Here is a 15,570-nt window from a genome sequence, read left to right on the forward strand (position 1 = left end):
CGTGCGGCCTCAGATCAGTCCGTTCGGGGTCTCGAGCAACTCGCGCACGGGACCGAAGGAGCGCCGATGGATCGGCGTCGGGCCCAGGCGCTTGAGCGCTTCCAGGTGTACCGGAGTCGGATAGCCCTTGTGCCCGCCGATGCCGTAGCCGGGATAGAGCGTTTCCATCTCGGCCATTTCACGATCGCGCGCCACCTTGGCCAGGATCGAGGCGGCGGCGATAGCCGGGACGCTGGCGTCACCCTTGACCACAGGTGCCGCCGGCACCTTGAGCTTCGGGCAGCGGTTGCCGTCGATCAACGCCAACTTGGGCGTGACGGACAGCCCTTCAACCGCACGCTGCATGGCCAGCATGGTGGCGTGCAGGATGTTCAGCTGATCGATCTCCTCGACCTCGGCACGGGCGATGCACCAGGCCAGGGCCTTCTCGCGAATCTCGTCGAACAGCGCTTCGCGCTTGGTTTCGCTGAGCTTCTTGGAATCGTACAGCCCCTGGATCGGACGCGCGGGATCGAGAATCACCGCAGCAGTCACCACCGGCCCGCAAAGCGGGCCGCGGCCCACCTCGTCGACGCCGGCAACCAGTTCCTCGACCAGGGTGAAGTCCAGCCCCATCTGCATCAGTGTTTCTCCACGAGCTCGAGCACGGCCTCGGCGGCCTGTGCGGACGCATCCTGGCGCAGGGCGCGATGGATGGCGTCGAAGGATTCGGTTTGTGCGCTGCCGTCATCCAGCAAAGGCAGCAGGTGCTGCACCAGCGCCTCGGGGGTCGCTGCGTCCTGGATCAACTCAGGTGCCAGCAGGCGACCGGCGAGCAGGTTGGGCAGCGAGACGTAGGGGCTCTTCACCAGACGCTTGAGGATGCGATAAGTCAGCGGGGCGACCTTGTACGCCACCACCATCGGGCGCTTGTACAGCAGCGCTTCGAGGGTCGCGGTGCCGGAAGCGATAAGTACCGCATCACACGCAGCTAAAGCCTCGTGGGACTGGCCGTCGAGCAATTGCAGCGGCAATTCGCGCCCTTGCAGCATCTGCTCCAATTGCTCACGGCGCTCCGGGCTGGCGCAAGGCAGCACGAAGCGAATACCGGGGCGCTGTTGCAGCAGGCGCTGAGCGGTATCGAGGAAGAGTGCGCCCAGGCGGCCGACCTCACCGCCACGGCTACCGGGCAGCAGGGCTACGACCTGGGCGTGCTGCGGTATCCCAAGCTGATCGCGCGCCGCCGCGCGATCAGCATCGAGCGGGATGGTATTGGCCAGCGGATGCCCGACGAAGCGCACCGGGACGGCATGTTCTTCGTAGAACTTCGCTTCGAAGGGGAACAGGGCGAGCATCAGGTCGCAGGCCTGCTTGATCTTCAACACGCGCTTCTGCCGCCAGGCCCAGACCGAGGGGCTGACGTAATGCACGGTGCGGATGCCCGCCTGGCGCAGCTTCAGCTCGACGCCGAGGGTGAAGTCCGGAGCGTCTATCCCGATGAAGACATCGGGACGGGCAGCGATCAGCGTTCGGATCAGATCCTTGCGCCGCTTCAACAGCTCACGCAGGCGCCCCAGGACTTCGACCAGCCCCATGACCGCCAGGCGTTCCATGGGGAATTCGGAAACCAGGCCCTGGGCCTGCATGCGCGGGCCACCCACACCGATGAATTCGACATTCGGATGGCGCTCGCGCAAGGCTTGCATCAGGCCGGCGCCGAGGATATCCCCCGACGCCTCGCCGGCGACCAGGGCGACGCGCAGCTTGCCGGCGCTCGCACTCATGGTCAGCGGGTGATGCCGCGTGTGGAGCTCTGGATGGAGGCGCAGAACACCGCCACTTCCGGGAACTGCGCGGCAGATTCGGCCAGCTCGGCGAGCGCCTCCTCCACGGTCAGGCCCTGGCGGTAGACCACCTTGTAGGCGCGACGCAGGGCATGGATGGCCTCCGCGCTGAAACCGCGACGGCGCAGGCCCTCGAAGTTCATGCTGCGCGCCTCGGCCGGGTTGCCGAAGACGGTCACGTAGGCCGGGACGTCCTTGCCAATCGCGGTACCCATGCCGGAGAAGGCGTGGGCGCCAATGCGGCAGAACTGGTGCACCAGCGTATAGCCGGAAAGGATCGCCCAATCGTCCACGTGCACATGACCTGCCAACGCAGTGTTGTTGACCAGGATGCAGTGGTTGCCGATCACGCTGTCGTGGCCGATGTGAACATAGGCCATGATCAGGTTGTGGTCGCCGATGGTGGTTTCGGAACGGTCCTGAATGGTCCCGCGGTGAATGGTCACACCTTCGCGGATCACGTTGTGATCGCCAATCACCAGGCGGGTCGGCTCGCCCTTGTACTTCAGGTCGGGGGTGTCTTCACCGACGCTGGAGAACTGGAAAATCCGGTTGTGCTTGCCGATCTGGGTGGGGCCCTTGAGCACTACGTGCGGACCGATCACCGTACCTTCGCCGATCTCCACATCCGGCCCGACGATGGACCAGGGGCCCACCTCAACATTGTCGGCCAGCTTTGCCCGTGGATCGATGATGGCGCGAGGATCGATCAAACTCATAGTTTGCGTTCCGCGCAGATGATTTCGGCCGAGCAGACCGGTTTGTCATCGACAGTGGCGTGGCAGTCGAACTTCCAGATGCCGCGTTTGACGCTGATGAACTGGGCATGCAGTTGCAACTGGTCGCCCGGCAGCACCGGCTGGCGGAAGCGCAGTTTGTCCGAGCCGACGAAGTAATAGAGGGTGCCATCGGCCGGCTTCACGTCGAGCATCTTGAAACCGAGGATGCCGGCAGCCTGGGCCATCGCCTCGATGATCAACACGCCCGGCATGATCGGGTGCTGCGGGAAGTGGCCATTGAAGAACGGCTCGTTGATGCTGACATTCTTGTAGGCGCGAATGCGCTTGGCCTCGATGTCCAGCTCCACTACCCGATCCACCAGCAGGAAAGGGTAGCGATGAGGCAGGTATTCGCGAATCTCGTTGATGTCCATCATGTTCAGGGGAGCCTGTTCAGAAAAGGGAAACGCCAAAAAATGCGTGACTCACGCATCAGATGGAGTGTCTCCGCTCGAGGTCACGGCAGCCAGGCGTTTTTCCAGCTGTTGCAGACGACGGGCCATGTCGTCCAACTGGCGAATGCGGGCAGCGCTTTTCTTCCACTCTGCCGCCGGTTGCATGGCCGTTCCGGATGAGTAGGCGCCCGGCTCGGTGATCGAGCGGGTGACCATAGTCATGCCGGTGACGAAGACGTTGTCGCAGATCTCGATATGCCCAACCAGGCCGACGCCGCCGGCGAGCATGCAATGCTTGCCGATCTTGGCGCTGCCGGAAATCCCGCAGCAGCCGGCCATGGCGGTGTGATCGCCGATCTGCACGTTGTGCGCAATCATGATCTGGTTGTCCAGCTTCACGCCGTCGCCAACCAGGGTATCCGAGAGTGCACCGCGATCTATGGTGGTGTTGGCGCCGATCTCGACGTCGTCACCGATGGTCACGCCACCGATCTGGGCGATTTTCTGCCAGACGCCCTTCTGCTTGGCGAAGCCGAAGCCCTCGCCGCCGATGACGGCGCCGGACTGGATGACTACGCGCTTGCCGATGCGTACGTCGTGGTACAGCGTGACGCGCGGGGCCAGCCAGCCGCCTTCGCCGATCACGCTGCGCGCGCCTACGACGCTATGGGCGCCGAGGGTGACATCCGCACCGATCTGCGCACCGGCCTCGATCACCACGTAGGGACCGACGCAAGCGCTGGGGTCGACGCAGGCAGAAGGATCGACCACCGCCGTCGGGTGGATACCGACCGGAGCCTTCGGCTTGGGATCGAACAGGTGCGAGAGACCGGCGTAGGCCAGGTAGGGATCGGCCACCACCAGCGCATTGCCGGCGAAGCCGTCGGCATCGGCAGCTGTCAGTAGTACGGCACCCGCGGCAGTTTCGCCCAGGAACTTGCGGTACTGCGGGTTGGCCAGGAAGGTCAACTGGTCAGGGCCGGCATCCTGCAAGGTAGCCAGGCCCGAGATGACCAGCGACGGATCGCCGCGCAGCTCCGCCTGGAGCTGCACGGCCAGTTCGGCGAGGGTGAAGGACAGCGCAGTCATCATCAACGCAGCTGGTTCATCCGCTCGATGACCTGGCGGGTGATGTCGTACTGAGGCTTGACGTCGACGACCGCGCCACGCTCGATCACCAGGTCATAGCCACCCTTCTTGATGATTTCCTCGACGGCCTGATCCAGCTTCGGCTTGAGTTTCTTCAGGGTGTCACGGTCGGAAGCAGCCTTGGCTTCGTTCAGCTCCTTGGACTGGAACTGGAAGTCACGGGCTTTCTGCTTGAAGTCGCTCTCGGCCTTGTCGCGCTCGGCCTGAGACATCTTGCTGCCACCGTTGACCAGCTTGTCCTGCAGGGCTTTGGCATCGGTCTCCAGGGCGCGCAGCTTGGTCAGTTGCGGGCCGAATTTCTTCTCCGCATCGACGGCGTACTGCTTGGCCGCATCGGACTCGAGGAGCGCCATCTGATAGTTGAGCACCGCGATTTTCATGTCGGCGAATGCCGGACTGGCCATCAGGGCCGCGGTGATCAGAACGAGCTGGGTCAACTTACGCACAATGCACTCCTGCACAAAGCTAGGTTGTCTTTATAACGATTCGGCGACTTAGAAGGTCTGCCCCAGGGAGAACTGGAAGATCTGGGTTTCCGCGTTGGTCGGCTTCTTGATCGGCGTACCGAGGCTGAAGCTCAGCGGGCCCAGCGCGGTGATCCAGGTCAGGCCGACACCGGCGGACATGGCCATGTCGTTAAACTTGATGCCATCGCAACCCTGGGTGGTGGACAGCGGGCAGTTGGTGTCGAACACGTTACCCACGTCCCAGAACAGCACGGTGCGCAGCTGGGTCTGGTCCTTGACGAACGGCATCGGGAACAGCAGTTCGGCGCCGCCGGTGATCATCACGTTACCGCCGAAGGCTTGCGGATCCTGGTCCGGGTCGGTGTAGCGACCGTTCGCGTCGGGGCCGGAAATCACGTTGCCGCCGGCGTCGCGCGCCACGCTGGGCGTACTGCGCGGGCCGAGGGAACTGTCCTTGAAGCCGCGCACCGAGTTGAAGCCGCCGGCGTAGTAGTTCTCGTAGAACGGCAGGCGATCGGTGGAGCCGTAACCATCGCCATAACCCAGCTCGGTGTGGAAGCGCATGGTGTAGGTGTTGGTCAGCGGCGCGAAGATCTGGCCGCGGTAGTCGAGCTTGTAGAACGACAGGTCGCTGCCCGGAATGGTCGATTCCAGCACCAGGCTCTGCGAATGGCCACGGTTCGCCAGCACGCCCTTGTTCAGGGTCGATTCGGACCAGCCGATGGAGGCCTTGTAGTTGGTGAAGGTGTCGCCTTCCTGATTGATGAAGTCGTAAATCTCATCGACGGTGTAGGCGCCGGGGTTGATGCTGTCGCGCTGCGCGGTCAGGCCGTAGGTCAGGCGGGAGGTCTCGCTGATCGGGTAGCCGATGCTCACGCCAGCGCCGTAGCTATCGACCGAGTAGTCCGAGATGTCGACGTTGAGGTTGCTGTAGTCGGTCTTGCGGTAGAAGGCGTTGTAGCCAAGGCTCACGCCGTCGACGGTCCAGTAGGGGTCAACGAAGCCGAAGTTGTAGCGGGTCTGGTAGTCGGACTTGGTCAGGCCGATGCTGACCTTGTTGCCGGTACCCAGGAAGTTGTTCTGGCTGATCGAGCCGCCGAGGATCAGACCGGCGTCCTGGGCGAAGCCCACGCTCGCTGTGATCGAGCCGGACGGTTGCTCTTCGACGCTGTAGTTGACGTCGACCTGGTCATCGGAACCCGGAACCGCCGGGGTCTCGACGTTGACGGTCTTGAAGTAGCCCAGGCGTTCCAGGCGCTGCTTGGACTGGTCGATCAGGTAGGTCGATGCCCAGCCGCCTTCCATCTGGCGCATCTCGCGGCGCAGCACCTCGTCCTCGGTCTTGGTGTTGCCGCGGAAGTTGATGCGGTTGACGTAGGCGCGCTTGCCCGGGTCGACCACGTAGGTGATGGACACGGTCTTGTCGTCGTCGTGCGCTTCGGGCACGCCGTTGACGTTGGCGAAGGTGTAGCCCTCGTTACCCAGACGGCGGGTGATGAGGTCGGAAGTGGTGGTCATCACCTTGCGCGAGAAGACCTGGCCCGGCTGCACCAGCAGGAGTTTCTTGACCTCCTCCTCGGGCACCTTGAGCTCGCCGGACAGCTTCACGTCGCGGACGGTGTACTTCTGGCCTTCATTGATGTTGACGGTGATGTAGACGTGCTTCTTGTCCGGGGTGATGGACACCTGGGTCGAAGCGATGTCCATGTGGATGTAGCCGCGGTCCAGGTAGTAGGAGCGCAGGCGTTCCAGGTCGCCGGACAGCTTCTCGCGGGAGTACTTGTCGTCGTTCTTGAAGAAGGACAGCCAGTTGGTGGTCTTCAGCTCGAACAGGTCGGTCAGGTCCTCGTCGGAGAACACGGTATTGCCGACGACGTTCACGTGGGCGATGGCCGCCACCGTGCCTTCGTTGATGGTGATCTTCAGCGCGACGCGGTTACGCGGCTGCGGCACGACCTCGGTTTCGATGGTGGCCGAGTAGCGGCCCTGGGCGACGTACTGGCGCTGCAGTTCGTTACGCACGCCTTCGAGGGTCGCGCGCTGGAAGATTTCACCTTCGGCCAGGCCCGACTGCTTCAGGCCCTTCATCAGGTCATCCTTGGTGATGGCCTTGTTGCCTTCGATCTCGATGCTGGAGATCGACGGACGCTCGACCACGTCGATGACCAGCACGCTGCCGTCGCGACCGAGGTGGATGTCCTGGAAGAAACCGGTCTTGAACAGCGAACGGGTCGCTTCGACCAGGCGGCGATCGTCGACCTGGTCGCCGACGTTGAGCGGCAGCGCGGCGAATACGCTACCCGCGGATACCCGCTGCAAACCGTTGACGCGGATATCGGAAACAGTGAAGGACTCGGCGTGAACCTGGGCGATCATCAACGCGGACACGGCCGCGGGTAACAGAAAGCGTTTCATGGAGTCCTTTTTTTCCAACTGACAAATAAAGAATCTGCCGCATTAGGCGGCAGATCCGAAAACCAATGGCAGCTACAGTCGACTCAGATCGTTGACCAGGGCCAGTAGCATGACCCCAACGACCAGGCTGATGCCGATCTGCATCCCCCAAGCCTGGACCCGCTCGGACAATGGGCGACCACGCACCCACTCGACCAGGTAGAACGCCAGATGTCCGCCATCGAGGACGGGAATCGGCAGCAGGTTGAGAACCCCCAAACTAATGCTCAGATAGGCCAGGAAATGCAGAAAATCCCCCACGCCGGACTGGGCCGAAGCGCCCGCCACTTTAGCAATGGTTATCGGCCCACTCAAGTTTTTTACCGAGAGCTGTCCGAGCACCATTTTCTTTAGAGAATCCAGAGTTAGGAGACTCATCGACCAGGTTTGCGAGAGCGCCTCGCCTACCGCGGCGACCGGACCGTAGCGCACTTCGCGGAGCATCTCCGCCGGCCATTGGCCGCCCGAGACACCGGCCCCCAGATAACCGGTACGCGCTTTGCCTTCGCCTTTCGTCGACAGGGTCAGCTTCAGCTCATGGCTCTGGCCATCGCGCTGGAACGCCAGGGCAACGCTCTGCGCGGGACGCGCACGAACCTTGTCCACAACCTGCTGCCAGTCATCCACGGCCACGCCATCGAGGCTCACCAGGCGATCGCCAATCTGCAGCCCCGCGGCCTTGGCCGGGCCTTCAGGATCCAGCTCGGCGATCACCGGCGGCATCGCCGGGCGCCACGGCTGGATACCCAGGCCGCCGATGGGGTCAGGATTCTCGGCACTCTTCAGCCAGGACCTGATCGCCACCTTGTGCGTCACATCGACGCTGGAGCCTGGCTCGCGCACAGCGACAGTCAGTTCGCCGGTCTCCCCCAGGCGACGCACCAGGCGCAGGTTGACCGCAGCCCAACCGTCGACCGCCTCGCCATCGACCGCTACCACTTCCTGACCGGCCACCAGCCCGCCTAGTGCAGCCGGGCTGCTGGCAACCACCGAACCGATGACAGGTCGCACCTGCTGGGAACCCAGCATCGCCAGCACCCAGAAGAACAGGATGGCCAGGAGGAAGTTGGCAATGGGACCGGCGGAGACGATGGCGATGCGCTGGAATACCGACTTGCGATTGAAGGCGTAGTCGAGCTGGTCGACCGGGACCTCAGCCTCACGCTCGTCGAGCATCTTCACGTAGCCGCCCAGCGGGATGGCCGCAACTACGAACTCGGTACCGTGGCGATCATGCCAGCGCACCAGCGGCGTACCAAAGCCGACGGAGAAGCGCAGCACCCGGACGCCGCAACGGCGCGCCACCCAGAAGTGCCCGAATTCGTGGAATGTCACCAGGACGCCAAGGGCGATGACCAGCCCGACGACCATATAAAGTGCACTCATCGCAACCTCCAGGGCTTATCGATCGTGCCCACGCAACCAGGCTTGAGCGGCTTCGCGGGCGCGTTTGTCAGCCGCCAGGACCGCGTCGAGGCATTCGACCGGAGCGGCCGCCTCGCGGTTCAGAACTTCATCGATGATAACCGCGATCTCAGTGAAGCGGATGCGCCGCTCGAGGAATGCGGCGACTGCCACCTCGTTTGCAGCATTGAGCACGGCCGGCGCGCTACCACCCGCCTCTGCCGCCTCGCGCGCCAGGCGCAGGCAGGGGAAGCGCTGCTCGTCGGGCGCCTGGAAGTCCAGGCGGGCGACACCGAACAGGTCCAGCGGCGAAACGCCGGAGTCGATGCGTTCCGGCCAGGCCAGGGCATGGGCGATGGGCGTGCGCATGTCCGGGTTGCCGAGCTGCGCCAGCACCGAGCCATCGACATAGTCGACCAGGGAATGGATCACGCTCTGCGGGTGGATCACCACCTCGACACGCGACGGCGCGGCATCGAACAGCCAGCAGGCCTCGATCAGCTCCAACCCCTTGTTCATCATGCTCGCCGAGTCGACGGAAATCTTCCGCCCCATCGACCAGTTGGGATGTGCACAGGCCTGCTCGGGCGTGACATTGGCAAGCGCCTCGAGCGGTGTCTCGCGGAACGGACCACCTGAGGCAGTCAGCAGGATTCTTCTTACGCCAACTTGATCCAGGCCGCGCGCGTAGTCGCCGGGCATGCACTGGAAGATGGCGTTGTGCTCGCTGTCGATCGGCAACAGCACTGCACCGCTGGCATGCACCTCGTGCATGAAGAGCGCGCCGGACATAACCAGCGCCTCCTTGTTAGCCAGCAGCACGCGCTTGCCGGCCTGCACGGCCGCCAGGGTCGGCTTGAGGCCCGCGGCGCCAACGATGGCTGCCATGACCACGTCGACATCCGGATGACCGGCAACCTCGCACAACCCCTGCTCACCGACCAGTACGCGCGTTTTCAGCCCCGCCGCCTGCAAGCCGCCCAGCAGATGCCGGGCCTGCTCGTCATTGGCGACGACAGCGAACTGCGGGCGATGGGTCAGGCAGAGCGCTTCCAGCTCGGCGAGCCGGGAATACCCGGTAATGGCAAATACCTGATAGCGCTGTGGATGCCGCGCCAACACATCAAGCGTGCTGAGGCCGATGGAGCCGGTAGCCCCAAGCACGCAGACCTGTTGCGGGCGACTCACGGCGCACCCCAGCCGGTTGCCCAAAGCAGCACGGTGAAGACCGGGATAGCTGCAGTCAGGCTGTCGATGCGATCGAGCACGCCGCCATGGCCCGGCAGCAGGTTGCTGCTGTCTTTCAGGCCCGACTGGCGTTTGAACATGCTTTCGGTCAGGTCACCGACCACCGAGAGCGCAACGACGAGGGCGGCGCACGGAAGGGCAAGGAGCAGCTCACGAACCGTCCAGTCGCGATAAAGGGCGACTGCGAAGGTGATCGCCAGGCTCAGCGCCAGGCCACCGTAGAAACCTTCCCAGCTCTTGCCGGGGCTGACCCGCGGGGCCAGCTTGCGCTTGCCGAAGGCCTTGCCGGAGAAATAGGCACCAATGTCGGCGGCCCAGACCAGCACCATGACCGCAACGATGAGCCAGTTGGCCAGCGGCCACTGCTTGAGCACCACCAGGCCTTGCCAGGCCGGCACGAGGATCAGCAGGCCGATCAGCAGGCGACGCCAGCGGCCGCCCCAGCTGGAGGCGCTATCCGGATAGGTGAGCACCATGACGGTCGCCAGCAACCACCAGAGCAGCGCCAGTACCAGCACGCCACCAGCCAGCTGCGGCAGCCAGCTCAGCAACAGCAGGAGCGCGGCGACCAAACCGGCATAGGCGATACGTGCGGATTGCTCACCGTAGCCGGCCAGGCGCGCCCATTCCCAGGCGCCCAGGCTGACCACCAGCCCGATGAACAGCGCGAAGGCCGCGCCATCAAGGAGGAAGAAACCACCCAGCGCGATGGGCAACAGCACCAGCGCTGTGATGATTCGTTGTTTCAGCATGACGGGGGAGCCTCGGCCTCCACCTGCTCGCTGGTCTTGCCGAAGCGACGCTGGCGGGTAGCGTAGTCGGCCAGCGCTTCGCGCATCGCCGCGCTCTTGAAGTCCGGCCAGTAGAGATCGGAGAAGTAGAGCTCGGCGTAGGCCAGCTGCCACAACAGGAAGTTGCTGATGCGGTGCTCGCCGCCGGTACGGATGCACAGGTCCGGCATCGGCTGGTCACCGGTGGTCAGGCAACCCTGGATCAGCTCGGGGCTGATCTCGTCGGGCGCCAGATGCCCGGCTTGCACCTCGCGAGCGAGACGCTGCGCCGCCTGGGTGATATCCCACTGGCCGCCATAGTTGGCTGCCACCTGCAACAGCAGGCCCTTGTGACTGGCAGTGAGGTTTTCCGCCTCACGCATCGCGGCCTGCAGCTCCGGATGAAAGCGGCTGCGATCACCGATGATGCGCAGGCGGATACCGTTGTCATCGAGCTTGCGCACCTCGCGGCGCAAGGCCATGAGGAACAGCTCCATCAGCGCGCCGACCTCGTCGACCGGACGCTGCCAGTTCTCGCTGGAGAAGGCGAACAGCGTCAGCACCTCGACGCCCGCCTCGGCACAGGTCTTGACCACCGCGCGAACCGCGCTGACGCCGGCCTTGTGCCCGGCAACGCCGGGCAACAGGCGCTTCTTCGCCCAGCGGTTGTTGCCGTCCATGATGATGGCCACGTGGCGTGGCACCGCGGCCACCACCTGTTTGGTCTTGTCCATGACTGCAACCCGGCCGTCAGACGGCCATCAGATCCGCTTCCTTGGCCTCGAGGGCCTTGTCGATCTCGGCGATAAACTTGTCGGTGAGCTTTTGCACTTCGTCACCGCCGCGGCGCTCGTCGTCCTCGCTGATTTCTTTCTCTTTCTGCAGGTCCTTGAGCTGAGCCATGGCGTCGCGGCGGATGTTGCGCACGGAAACGCGGGCCTGCTCTGCCTCGGCGCGAGCCTGCTTGGTGAAGCCCTTGCGGGTTTCTTCGGTCAGGGCGGGCATCGGCACACGGATGGTGGTGCCAGCGGTAGCCGGGTTCAGGCCCAGGTCGGAGGTCATGATGGCCTTCTCGACGGCCTGGATCATGCTCTTGTCGAACACGCTCAGGGCCAGGGTGCGGGAGTCTTCCACGGTGACGTTGGCCACCTGGCGCAGCGGAGTGTCCGCGCCGTAGTAGGACACCATGACGCTATCCAGGATGCTCGGGTGAGCACGGCCGGTGCGGATCTTGGCGAAGGCATGGCCCAGGGCCTCCAGGGTTTTGCCCATGCGCTCCTGCGCTTCTTTCTTGATCTCGTTGATCATCTCAATCCTCCTCGATCAGGGTGCCTTCGGCACCACCAACAACAATATTCAGCAGCGCGCCCGGCTTGTTCATGTTGAACACCCGCAGCGGCATTTTCTGGTCGCGGCACAGGCAGATGGCGGTCAGGTCCATCACGCCCAGCTTGCGGTCGAGCACTTCATCGTAGGTCAGGCGCTCGAACTTCTCGGCATTCGGGTCTTTGAACGGGTCGGCAGTGTACACGCCATCGACCTTGGTCGCCTTCAGCACTACGTCAGCATCGATTTCGATGGCGCGCAGGCAGGCGGCGGAGTCGGTGGTGAAGAACGGGTTGCCCGTGCCGGCGGAGAAGATCACCACTTCACCGCTGCCCAGGTGGCGCATGGCTTTGCGGCGGTCGTAGTGGTCGGTGACGCCGACCATGCTGATGGCCGACATGACGATGGCGGTGATGTTCGAACGCTCCAGGGCATCGCGCATCGCCAGGCCGTTCATCACGGTGGCCAGCATGCCCATGTGGTCGCCGGTGACCCGGTCCATGCCGGCGGCCGACAGGGCGGCGCCGCGGAACAGGTTGCCGCCGCCGATCACCAGGCCGACCTGCACGCCGATACCGACGAGCTGGCCGATTTCCAGCGCCATGCGGTCCAGCACCTTGGGATCGATGCCGAACTCTTCGCTCCCCATCAGGGCTTCGCCGCTCAGTTTTAGAAGAATGCGTTTATAGCGAGGTTGACGAGCGCTCAGCTGCTGAGCCATGACCTTTTTCTCCTGCGGCGTTTGAAATGCTTGGCGCCACACGTGGCGCCCATTGCGGAAGCCGGCGAGCCGACTTGCGGCAGCTGTGACCCGCCGTGCGGGCCCGTGCCGTGGAAGCCACCCCGAATGGCTCCCCCAATTTGACGAAGAGGCCGCTCGCGTTAGCGGGCAGCCTCTTCCGGGGCGACGGTGAAGTCCGTCTTACTGCTTGGAAGCGGCTACTTGAGCAGCAACCTCGGCAGCGAAGTCGGCTTCGACCTTCTCGATGCCCTCGCCCACTTCGTAGCGGATGAAGGACACGATGGTGGCGCCGGCTTTCTTGGCCAGATCACCGACCTTGACTTCCGGATCCTTGACGAACGGCTGGTCGACCAGGCTGGCTTCGGCCAGGAACTTGGCGATACGGCCCTTGACCATGTTCTCGACGATGTTTTCCGGCTTGCCGGCGATCTTGTCGGCGTTCAGGGCCAGGAAGATTTCCTTTTCCTTGGCAACGGCTTCTTCGGAAACCTGCGACGGGTCCAGGAACTGCGGGTTGCTGGCAGCAACGTGCATGGCGATGTCCTTGGCCAGATCGGCGTTGCCGCCGCTCAGGGTAACCAGAACACCGATGCGGTGGCCGTGCAGGTAGGCGCCAACCACGTCACCTTCGGCGCGAGCCAGACGACGGATGTTGACGTTCTCGCCGCACTTGGCGACCAGGGCTTCACGAGCGGATTCCTGCTCGGCGATCAGCGGAGCGGCGTCGGTCAGCTTCTGCGCAAAAGCCTTGTCCAGGCAGGCGGCGACGAAGCCTTTGAAATCGTCCTGCAGAGCCAGGAAGTCGGTCTGCGAGTTGACTTCGATGATGGTGGCGGCTTTGGCGTCGTCAGACACCTTCACGGCGATGGAGCCTTCGGCGGCGATGTTGCCGGCCTTCTTGGCAGCCTTGATGGCGCCGGAAGCGCGCATGTCGTCGATGGCCTTCTCGATGTCGCCTTCAGCGGCAACCAGGGCCTTCTTGCATTCCATCATGCCCTGGCCAGTGCGCTCGCGCAGTTCTTTAACCAGTGCTGCAGTGATTTCTGCCATTTGCAAATCCTCTTGAGTTGCTCTCAAAACCAGATCGCCCGGCTAACCGGGCGGAATTCGGGAGTGGCAAAAAGGGGGCCAGGCCCCCTTTTTGCGCACCGCTGGACGTCTGGACGTCCTGGAATCAGCCTTCGGCGGATTCGGCCGGCGCTTCTTCTACGAACTCGTCGGCACCGCCAACGGCGTTCTGCTTACCGCGCAGAACGGCCTCGGCCATGGCGCCCAGGTAAAGTTGCACGGCGCGGATGGCATCATCGTTACCAGGGATGACGTAGTCGACGCCTTCCGGGCTGCTGTTGGTATCGACGATGCCGATGACCGGGATGCCCAGCTTGTTGGCTTCGGTGATAGCGATGCGCTCGTGGTCAACGTCGATCACGAACAGAGCGTCCGGCAGGCCGCCCATGTCCTTGATGCCGCCCAGGCTGCGATCCAGTTTTTCCAGATCACGGGAGCGCATCAGGGCTTCTTTCTTGGTCAGCTTCTCGAAGGTGCCGTCTTGCTGCTGGGTTTCCAGCTCGCGCAGGCGCTTGATCGACTGACGAATGGTCTTGTAGTTGGTCAGCATGCCGCCGAGCCAACGGTGGTCGACGTACGGCATGCCGCAACGACCAGCTTCTTCGCGAACGATCTTGCCAGCGGAACGCTTGGTGCCGACGAACAGGATCTTGTTCTTGCCCTGGGCCAGGCGCTCAACGAAGGTCAGGGCCTCGTTGAACATCGGCAGGGTCTTTTCCAGGTTGATGATGTGGATCTTGTTGCGCGCGCCGAAAATGAACTTGCCCATTTTCGGGTTCCAGTAACGGGTCTGGTGGCCGAAGTGCACACCGGCCTTCAGCATATCGCGCATGTTGACTTGGGACATTTTGATTCCTCGATAAGTCGGGTTGGGCCTCCATGCATCCCAATGGCCAACCCTCCGATCTTGTCGAAAGGCACCCAGGCCATCGTGTCGATGCATGTGTGGTTTTAAGGCTTCGCGGGCACTCACCCGCAAAAGCGGGGCGCTTTATATCACAGAAAGCAGGCCCCGGCTACTGGCGAAAACTGCCGGACCAGCGTACGGCTTATGGCTTGCGGCACGAAGCTGGTAACATAGCCGCTTTTAAGCCTGCGTCCGAGAATTCTATGACCGTCACCATCAAGACGCCCGAAGACATCGCGAAGATGCGCATTGCCGGCCGCCTGGCCGCCGAAGTGCTGGAAATGATCGGCGAGCACGTCAAGCCCGGCGTCACCACCGATGAACTGGACCGCATCTGCCACGACTACATCGTCAACGTGCAGCAGGCGATCCCGGCCCCGCTGAACTACAAGGGCTTCCCCAAGTCGATCTGCACCTCGATCAACCACGTCGTCTGCCACGGCATCCCCAACGAGAAGCCGCTCAAGGAAGGCGACATCGTCAATATCGACATCACCGTCATCAAGGACGGCTACCACGGCGACACCAGCAAGATGTTCCTGGTCGGCAAGACGCCGGAGTGGGCCGACCGCCTATGCCAGATCACCCAGGAATGCATGTACAAAGGCATCGCCGTGGTGAAACCGGGCGCCCGCCTGGGCGACATTGGCGAGGTGATCCAGAAGTACGCCGAGAAGAACGGTTTCTCGGTAGTCCGTGAATATTGCGGCCACGGCATCGGCCAAGTGTTCCACGAAGAGCCGCAAGTGCTGCACTACGGCCGCGCCGGCACCGGCCTGGAACTGAAGGAAGGCATGATCTTCACCATCGAGCCGATGATCAACCAGGGCCGCCCGGAAACCCGCCTGCTCGGCGATGGCTGGACCGCCATCACCAAGGACCGCAAGCTGTCCGCGCAGTGGGAGCACACCGTGCTGGTCACCGCCGACGGCTACGAGATCCTCACCCTGCGCAACGACGAGAGCTTCCCGCGCACGGGTGCGTGACAGCCGTTTGCAATCTCGCCGACGGCTGGGTAGAACATAGAAATCCCGGCCC

Annotated in this window: 16 protein-coding genes; 1 reads left to right on the forward strand and 15 read right to left on the reverse strand. The window is 63.4% G+C overall.

Annotated features, from left to right (window positions below; translation table 11 throughout):
- Nucleotides 1-9: 9 nt before the first annotated feature.
- From rnhB to rpsB, 15 genes are all read right to left on the reverse strand, one after another.
- The gene (rnhB, locus tag ACA097_RS06410; protein ID WP_371369194.1) at nt 10-621 is read right to left on the reverse strand and encodes a ribonuclease HII; all 612 of its coding nucleotides are present in this window, start codon (nt 619-621) and stop codon (nt 10-12) included.
- Nucleotides 621-1,763, reverse strand: coding sequence for a lipid-A-disaccharide synthase (gene lpxB, locus ACA097_RS06415; protein ID WP_371369196.1), 1,143 nt, complete (start codon nt 1,761-1,763; stop codon nt 621-623). Before lpxB ends, rnhB begins: the two co-directional genes overlap by 1 nt.
- Nucleotides 1,764-1,765: 2 nt before the next feature.
- Nucleotides 1,766-2,542: an acyl-ACP--UDP-N-acetylglucosamine O-acyltransferase gene (gene lpxA / locus ACA097_RS06420; RefSeq protein ID WP_043249925.1), complete on the reverse strand. Its 777-nt coding sequence runs from the start codon at nt 2,540-2,542 to the stop codon at nt 1,766-1,768.
- The gene (fabZ, locus tag ACA097_RS06425) at nt 2,539-2,979 is read right to left on the reverse strand and encodes a 3-hydroxyacyl-ACP dehydratase FabZ (protein WP_043249923.1); all 441 of its coding nucleotides are present in this window, start codon (nt 2,977-2,979) and stop codon (nt 2,539-2,541) included. The genes lpxA and fabZ overlap by 4 nt, the downstream gene beginning before the upstream one ends.
- 48 nt (nt 2,980-3,027) lie before the next feature.
- A complete protein-coding gene (lpxD, locus tag ACA097_RS06430) occupies nt 3,028-4,089 on the reverse strand; it encodes a UDP-3-O-(3-hydroxymyristoyl)glucosamine N-acyltransferase (protein WP_371369199.1) in 1,062 nt (353 codons plus the stop codon).
- Nucleotides 4,089-4,592, reverse strand: a complete 504-nt coding sequence (locus ACA097_RS06435; RefSeq protein WP_160286060.1) for an OmpH family outer membrane protein — start codon at nt 4,590-4,592, stop codon at nt 4,089-4,091. The genes lpxD and ACA097_RS06435 overlap by 1 nt, the downstream gene beginning before the upstream one ends.
- A 48-nt stretch (nt 4,593-4,640) precedes the next feature.
- On the reverse strand, nt 4,641-7,028 hold the full coding sequence (gene bamA, locus ACA097_RS06440; protein ID WP_371369201.1) for an outer membrane protein assembly factor BamA: 2,388 nt from the start codon (nt 7,026-7,028) through the stop codon (nt 4,641-4,643).
- 72 nt (nt 7,029-7,100) lie between these two features.
- On the reverse strand, nt 7,101-8,453 hold the full coding sequence (gene rseP / locus ACA097_RS06445; RefSeq protein WP_371369203.1) for an RIP metalloprotease RseP: 1,353 nt from the start codon (nt 8,451-8,453) through the stop codon (nt 7,101-7,103).
- A gap of 15 nt (nt 8,454-8,468) precedes the next feature.
- Nucleotides 8,469-9,659, reverse strand: a complete 1,191-nt coding sequence (gene ispC, locus ACA097_RS06450; RefSeq protein WP_371369205.1) for a 1-deoxy-D-xylulose-5-phosphate reductoisomerase — start codon at nt 9,657-9,659, stop codon at nt 8,469-8,471.
- Nucleotides 9,656-10,471, reverse strand: coding sequence for a phosphatidate cytidylyltransferase (locus ACA097_RS06455; protein ID WP_043249909.1), 816 nt, complete (start codon nt 10,469-10,471; stop codon nt 9,656-9,658). The genes ispC and ACA097_RS06455 overlap by 4 nt, the downstream gene beginning before the upstream one ends.
- Nucleotides 10,465-11,223, reverse strand: a complete 759-nt coding sequence (gene uppS / locus ACA097_RS06460) for a polyprenyl diphosphate synthase (RefSeq protein WP_043249906.1) — start codon at nt 11,221-11,223, stop codon at nt 10,465-10,467. Before uppS ends, ACA097_RS06455 begins: the two co-directional genes overlap by 7 nt.
- A 16-nt stretch (nt 11,224-11,239) precedes the next feature.
- Nucleotides 11,240-11,797 (reverse strand): ribosome recycling factor, encoded by a 558-nt coding sequence (gene frr, locus ACA097_RS06465; RefSeq protein ID WP_043249903.1) that lies wholly within the window; start codon nt 11,795-11,797, stop codon nt 11,240-11,242.
- 1 nt (nt 11,798) lies between these two features.
- Nucleotides 11,799-12,536: a UMP kinase gene (gene pyrH / locus ACA097_RS06470; RefSeq protein WP_043249900.1), complete on the reverse strand. Its 738-nt coding sequence runs from the start codon at nt 12,534-12,536 to the stop codon at nt 11,799-11,801.
- A gap of 201 nt (nt 12,537-12,737) precedes the next feature.
- Nucleotides 12,738-13,607, reverse strand: coding sequence for a translation elongation factor Ts (gene tsf, locus ACA097_RS06475; RefSeq protein WP_043249898.1), 870 nt, complete (start codon nt 13,605-13,607; stop codon nt 12,738-12,740).
- A 124-nt stretch (nt 13,608-13,731) separates the two neighbouring features.
- Nucleotides 13,732-14,472 (reverse strand): 30S ribosomal protein S2, encoded by a 741-nt coding sequence (rpsB, locus tag ACA097_RS06480; RefSeq protein ID WP_043249896.1) that lies wholly within the window; start codon nt 14,470-14,472, stop codon nt 13,732-13,734.
- A gap of 263 nt (nt 14,473-14,735) precedes the next feature.
- On the opposite strand from rpsB, the gene map reads away from it, so the two are divergent.
- The gene (map, locus tag ACA097_RS06485) at nt 14,736-15,518 is read left to right on the forward strand and encodes a type I methionyl aminopeptidase (RefSeq protein ID WP_043249893.1); all 783 of its coding nucleotides are present in this window, start codon (nt 14,736-14,738) and stop codon (nt 15,516-15,518) included.
- Nucleotides 15,519-15,570 lie beyond the last annotated feature (52 nt).

The sequence above is a fragment of the Pseudomonas sp. QL9 genome (assembly GCF_041409665.1).
GTDB lineage: Bacteria > Pseudomonadota > Gammaproteobacteria > Pseudomonadales > Pseudomonadaceae > Pseudomonas > Pseudomonas knackmussii.

What these genes read in the sequence shown, in the direction of transcription:
- lpxB (WP_371369196.1), bottom strand. Translation starts at nt 1,763, where the DNA reads ATGAGTGCGAGCGCCGGCAAGCTGCGCGTCGCCCTGGTCGCCGGCGAG.
- lpxA (WP_043249925.1), bottom strand. Translation starts at nt 2,542, where the DNA reads ATGAGTTTGATCGATCCTCGCGCCATCATCGATCCACGGGCAAAGCTG.
- ACA097_RS06455 (WP_043249909.1), bottom strand. Translation starts at nt 10,471, where the DNA reads ATGCTGAAACAACGAATCATCACAGCGCTGGTGCTGTTGCCCATCGCG.
- lpxD (WP_371369199.1), bottom strand. Translation starts at nt 4,089, where the DNA reads ATGATGACTGCGCTGTCCTTCACCCTCGCCGAACTGGCCGTGCAGCTC.
- pyrH (WP_043249900.1), bottom strand. Translation starts at nt 12,536, where the DNA reads ATGGCTCAGCAGCTGAGCGCTCGTCAACCTCGCTATAAACGCATTCTT.
- tsf (WP_043249898.1), bottom strand. Translation starts at nt 13,607, where the DNA reads ATGGCAGAAATCACTGCAGCACTGGTTAAAGAACTGCGCGAGCGCACT.
- frr (WP_043249903.1), bottom strand. Translation starts at nt 11,797, where the DNA reads ATGATCAACGAGATCAAGAAAGAAGCGCAGGAGCGCATGGGCAAAACC.
- map (WP_043249893.1), top strand. Translation starts at nt 14,736, where the DNA reads ATGACCGTCACCATCAAGACGCCCGAAGACATCGCGAAGATGCGCATT.
- rseP (WP_371369203.1), bottom strand. Translation starts at nt 8,453, where the DNA reads ATGAGTGCACTTTATATGGTCGTCGGGCTGGTCATCGCCCTTGGCGTC.
- uppS (WP_043249906.1), bottom strand. Translation starts at nt 11,223, where the DNA reads ATGGACAAGACCAAACAGGTGGTGGCCGCGGTGCCACGCCACGTGGCC.
- rpsB (WP_043249896.1), bottom strand. Translation starts at nt 14,472, where the DNA reads ATGTCCCAAGTCAACATGCGCGATATGCTGAAGGCCGGTGTGCACTTC.
- rnhB (WP_371369194.1), bottom strand. Translation starts at nt 621, where the DNA reads ATGCAGATGGGGCTGGACTTCACCCTGGTCGAGGAACTGGTTGCCGGC.
- fabZ (WP_043249923.1), bottom strand. Translation starts at nt 2,979, where the DNA reads ATGATGGACATCAACGAGATTCGCGAATACCTGCCTCATCGCTACCCT.
- bamA (WP_371369201.1), bottom strand. Translation starts at nt 7,028, where the DNA reads ATGAAACGCTTTCTGTTACCCGCGGCCGTGTCCGCGTTGATGATCGCC.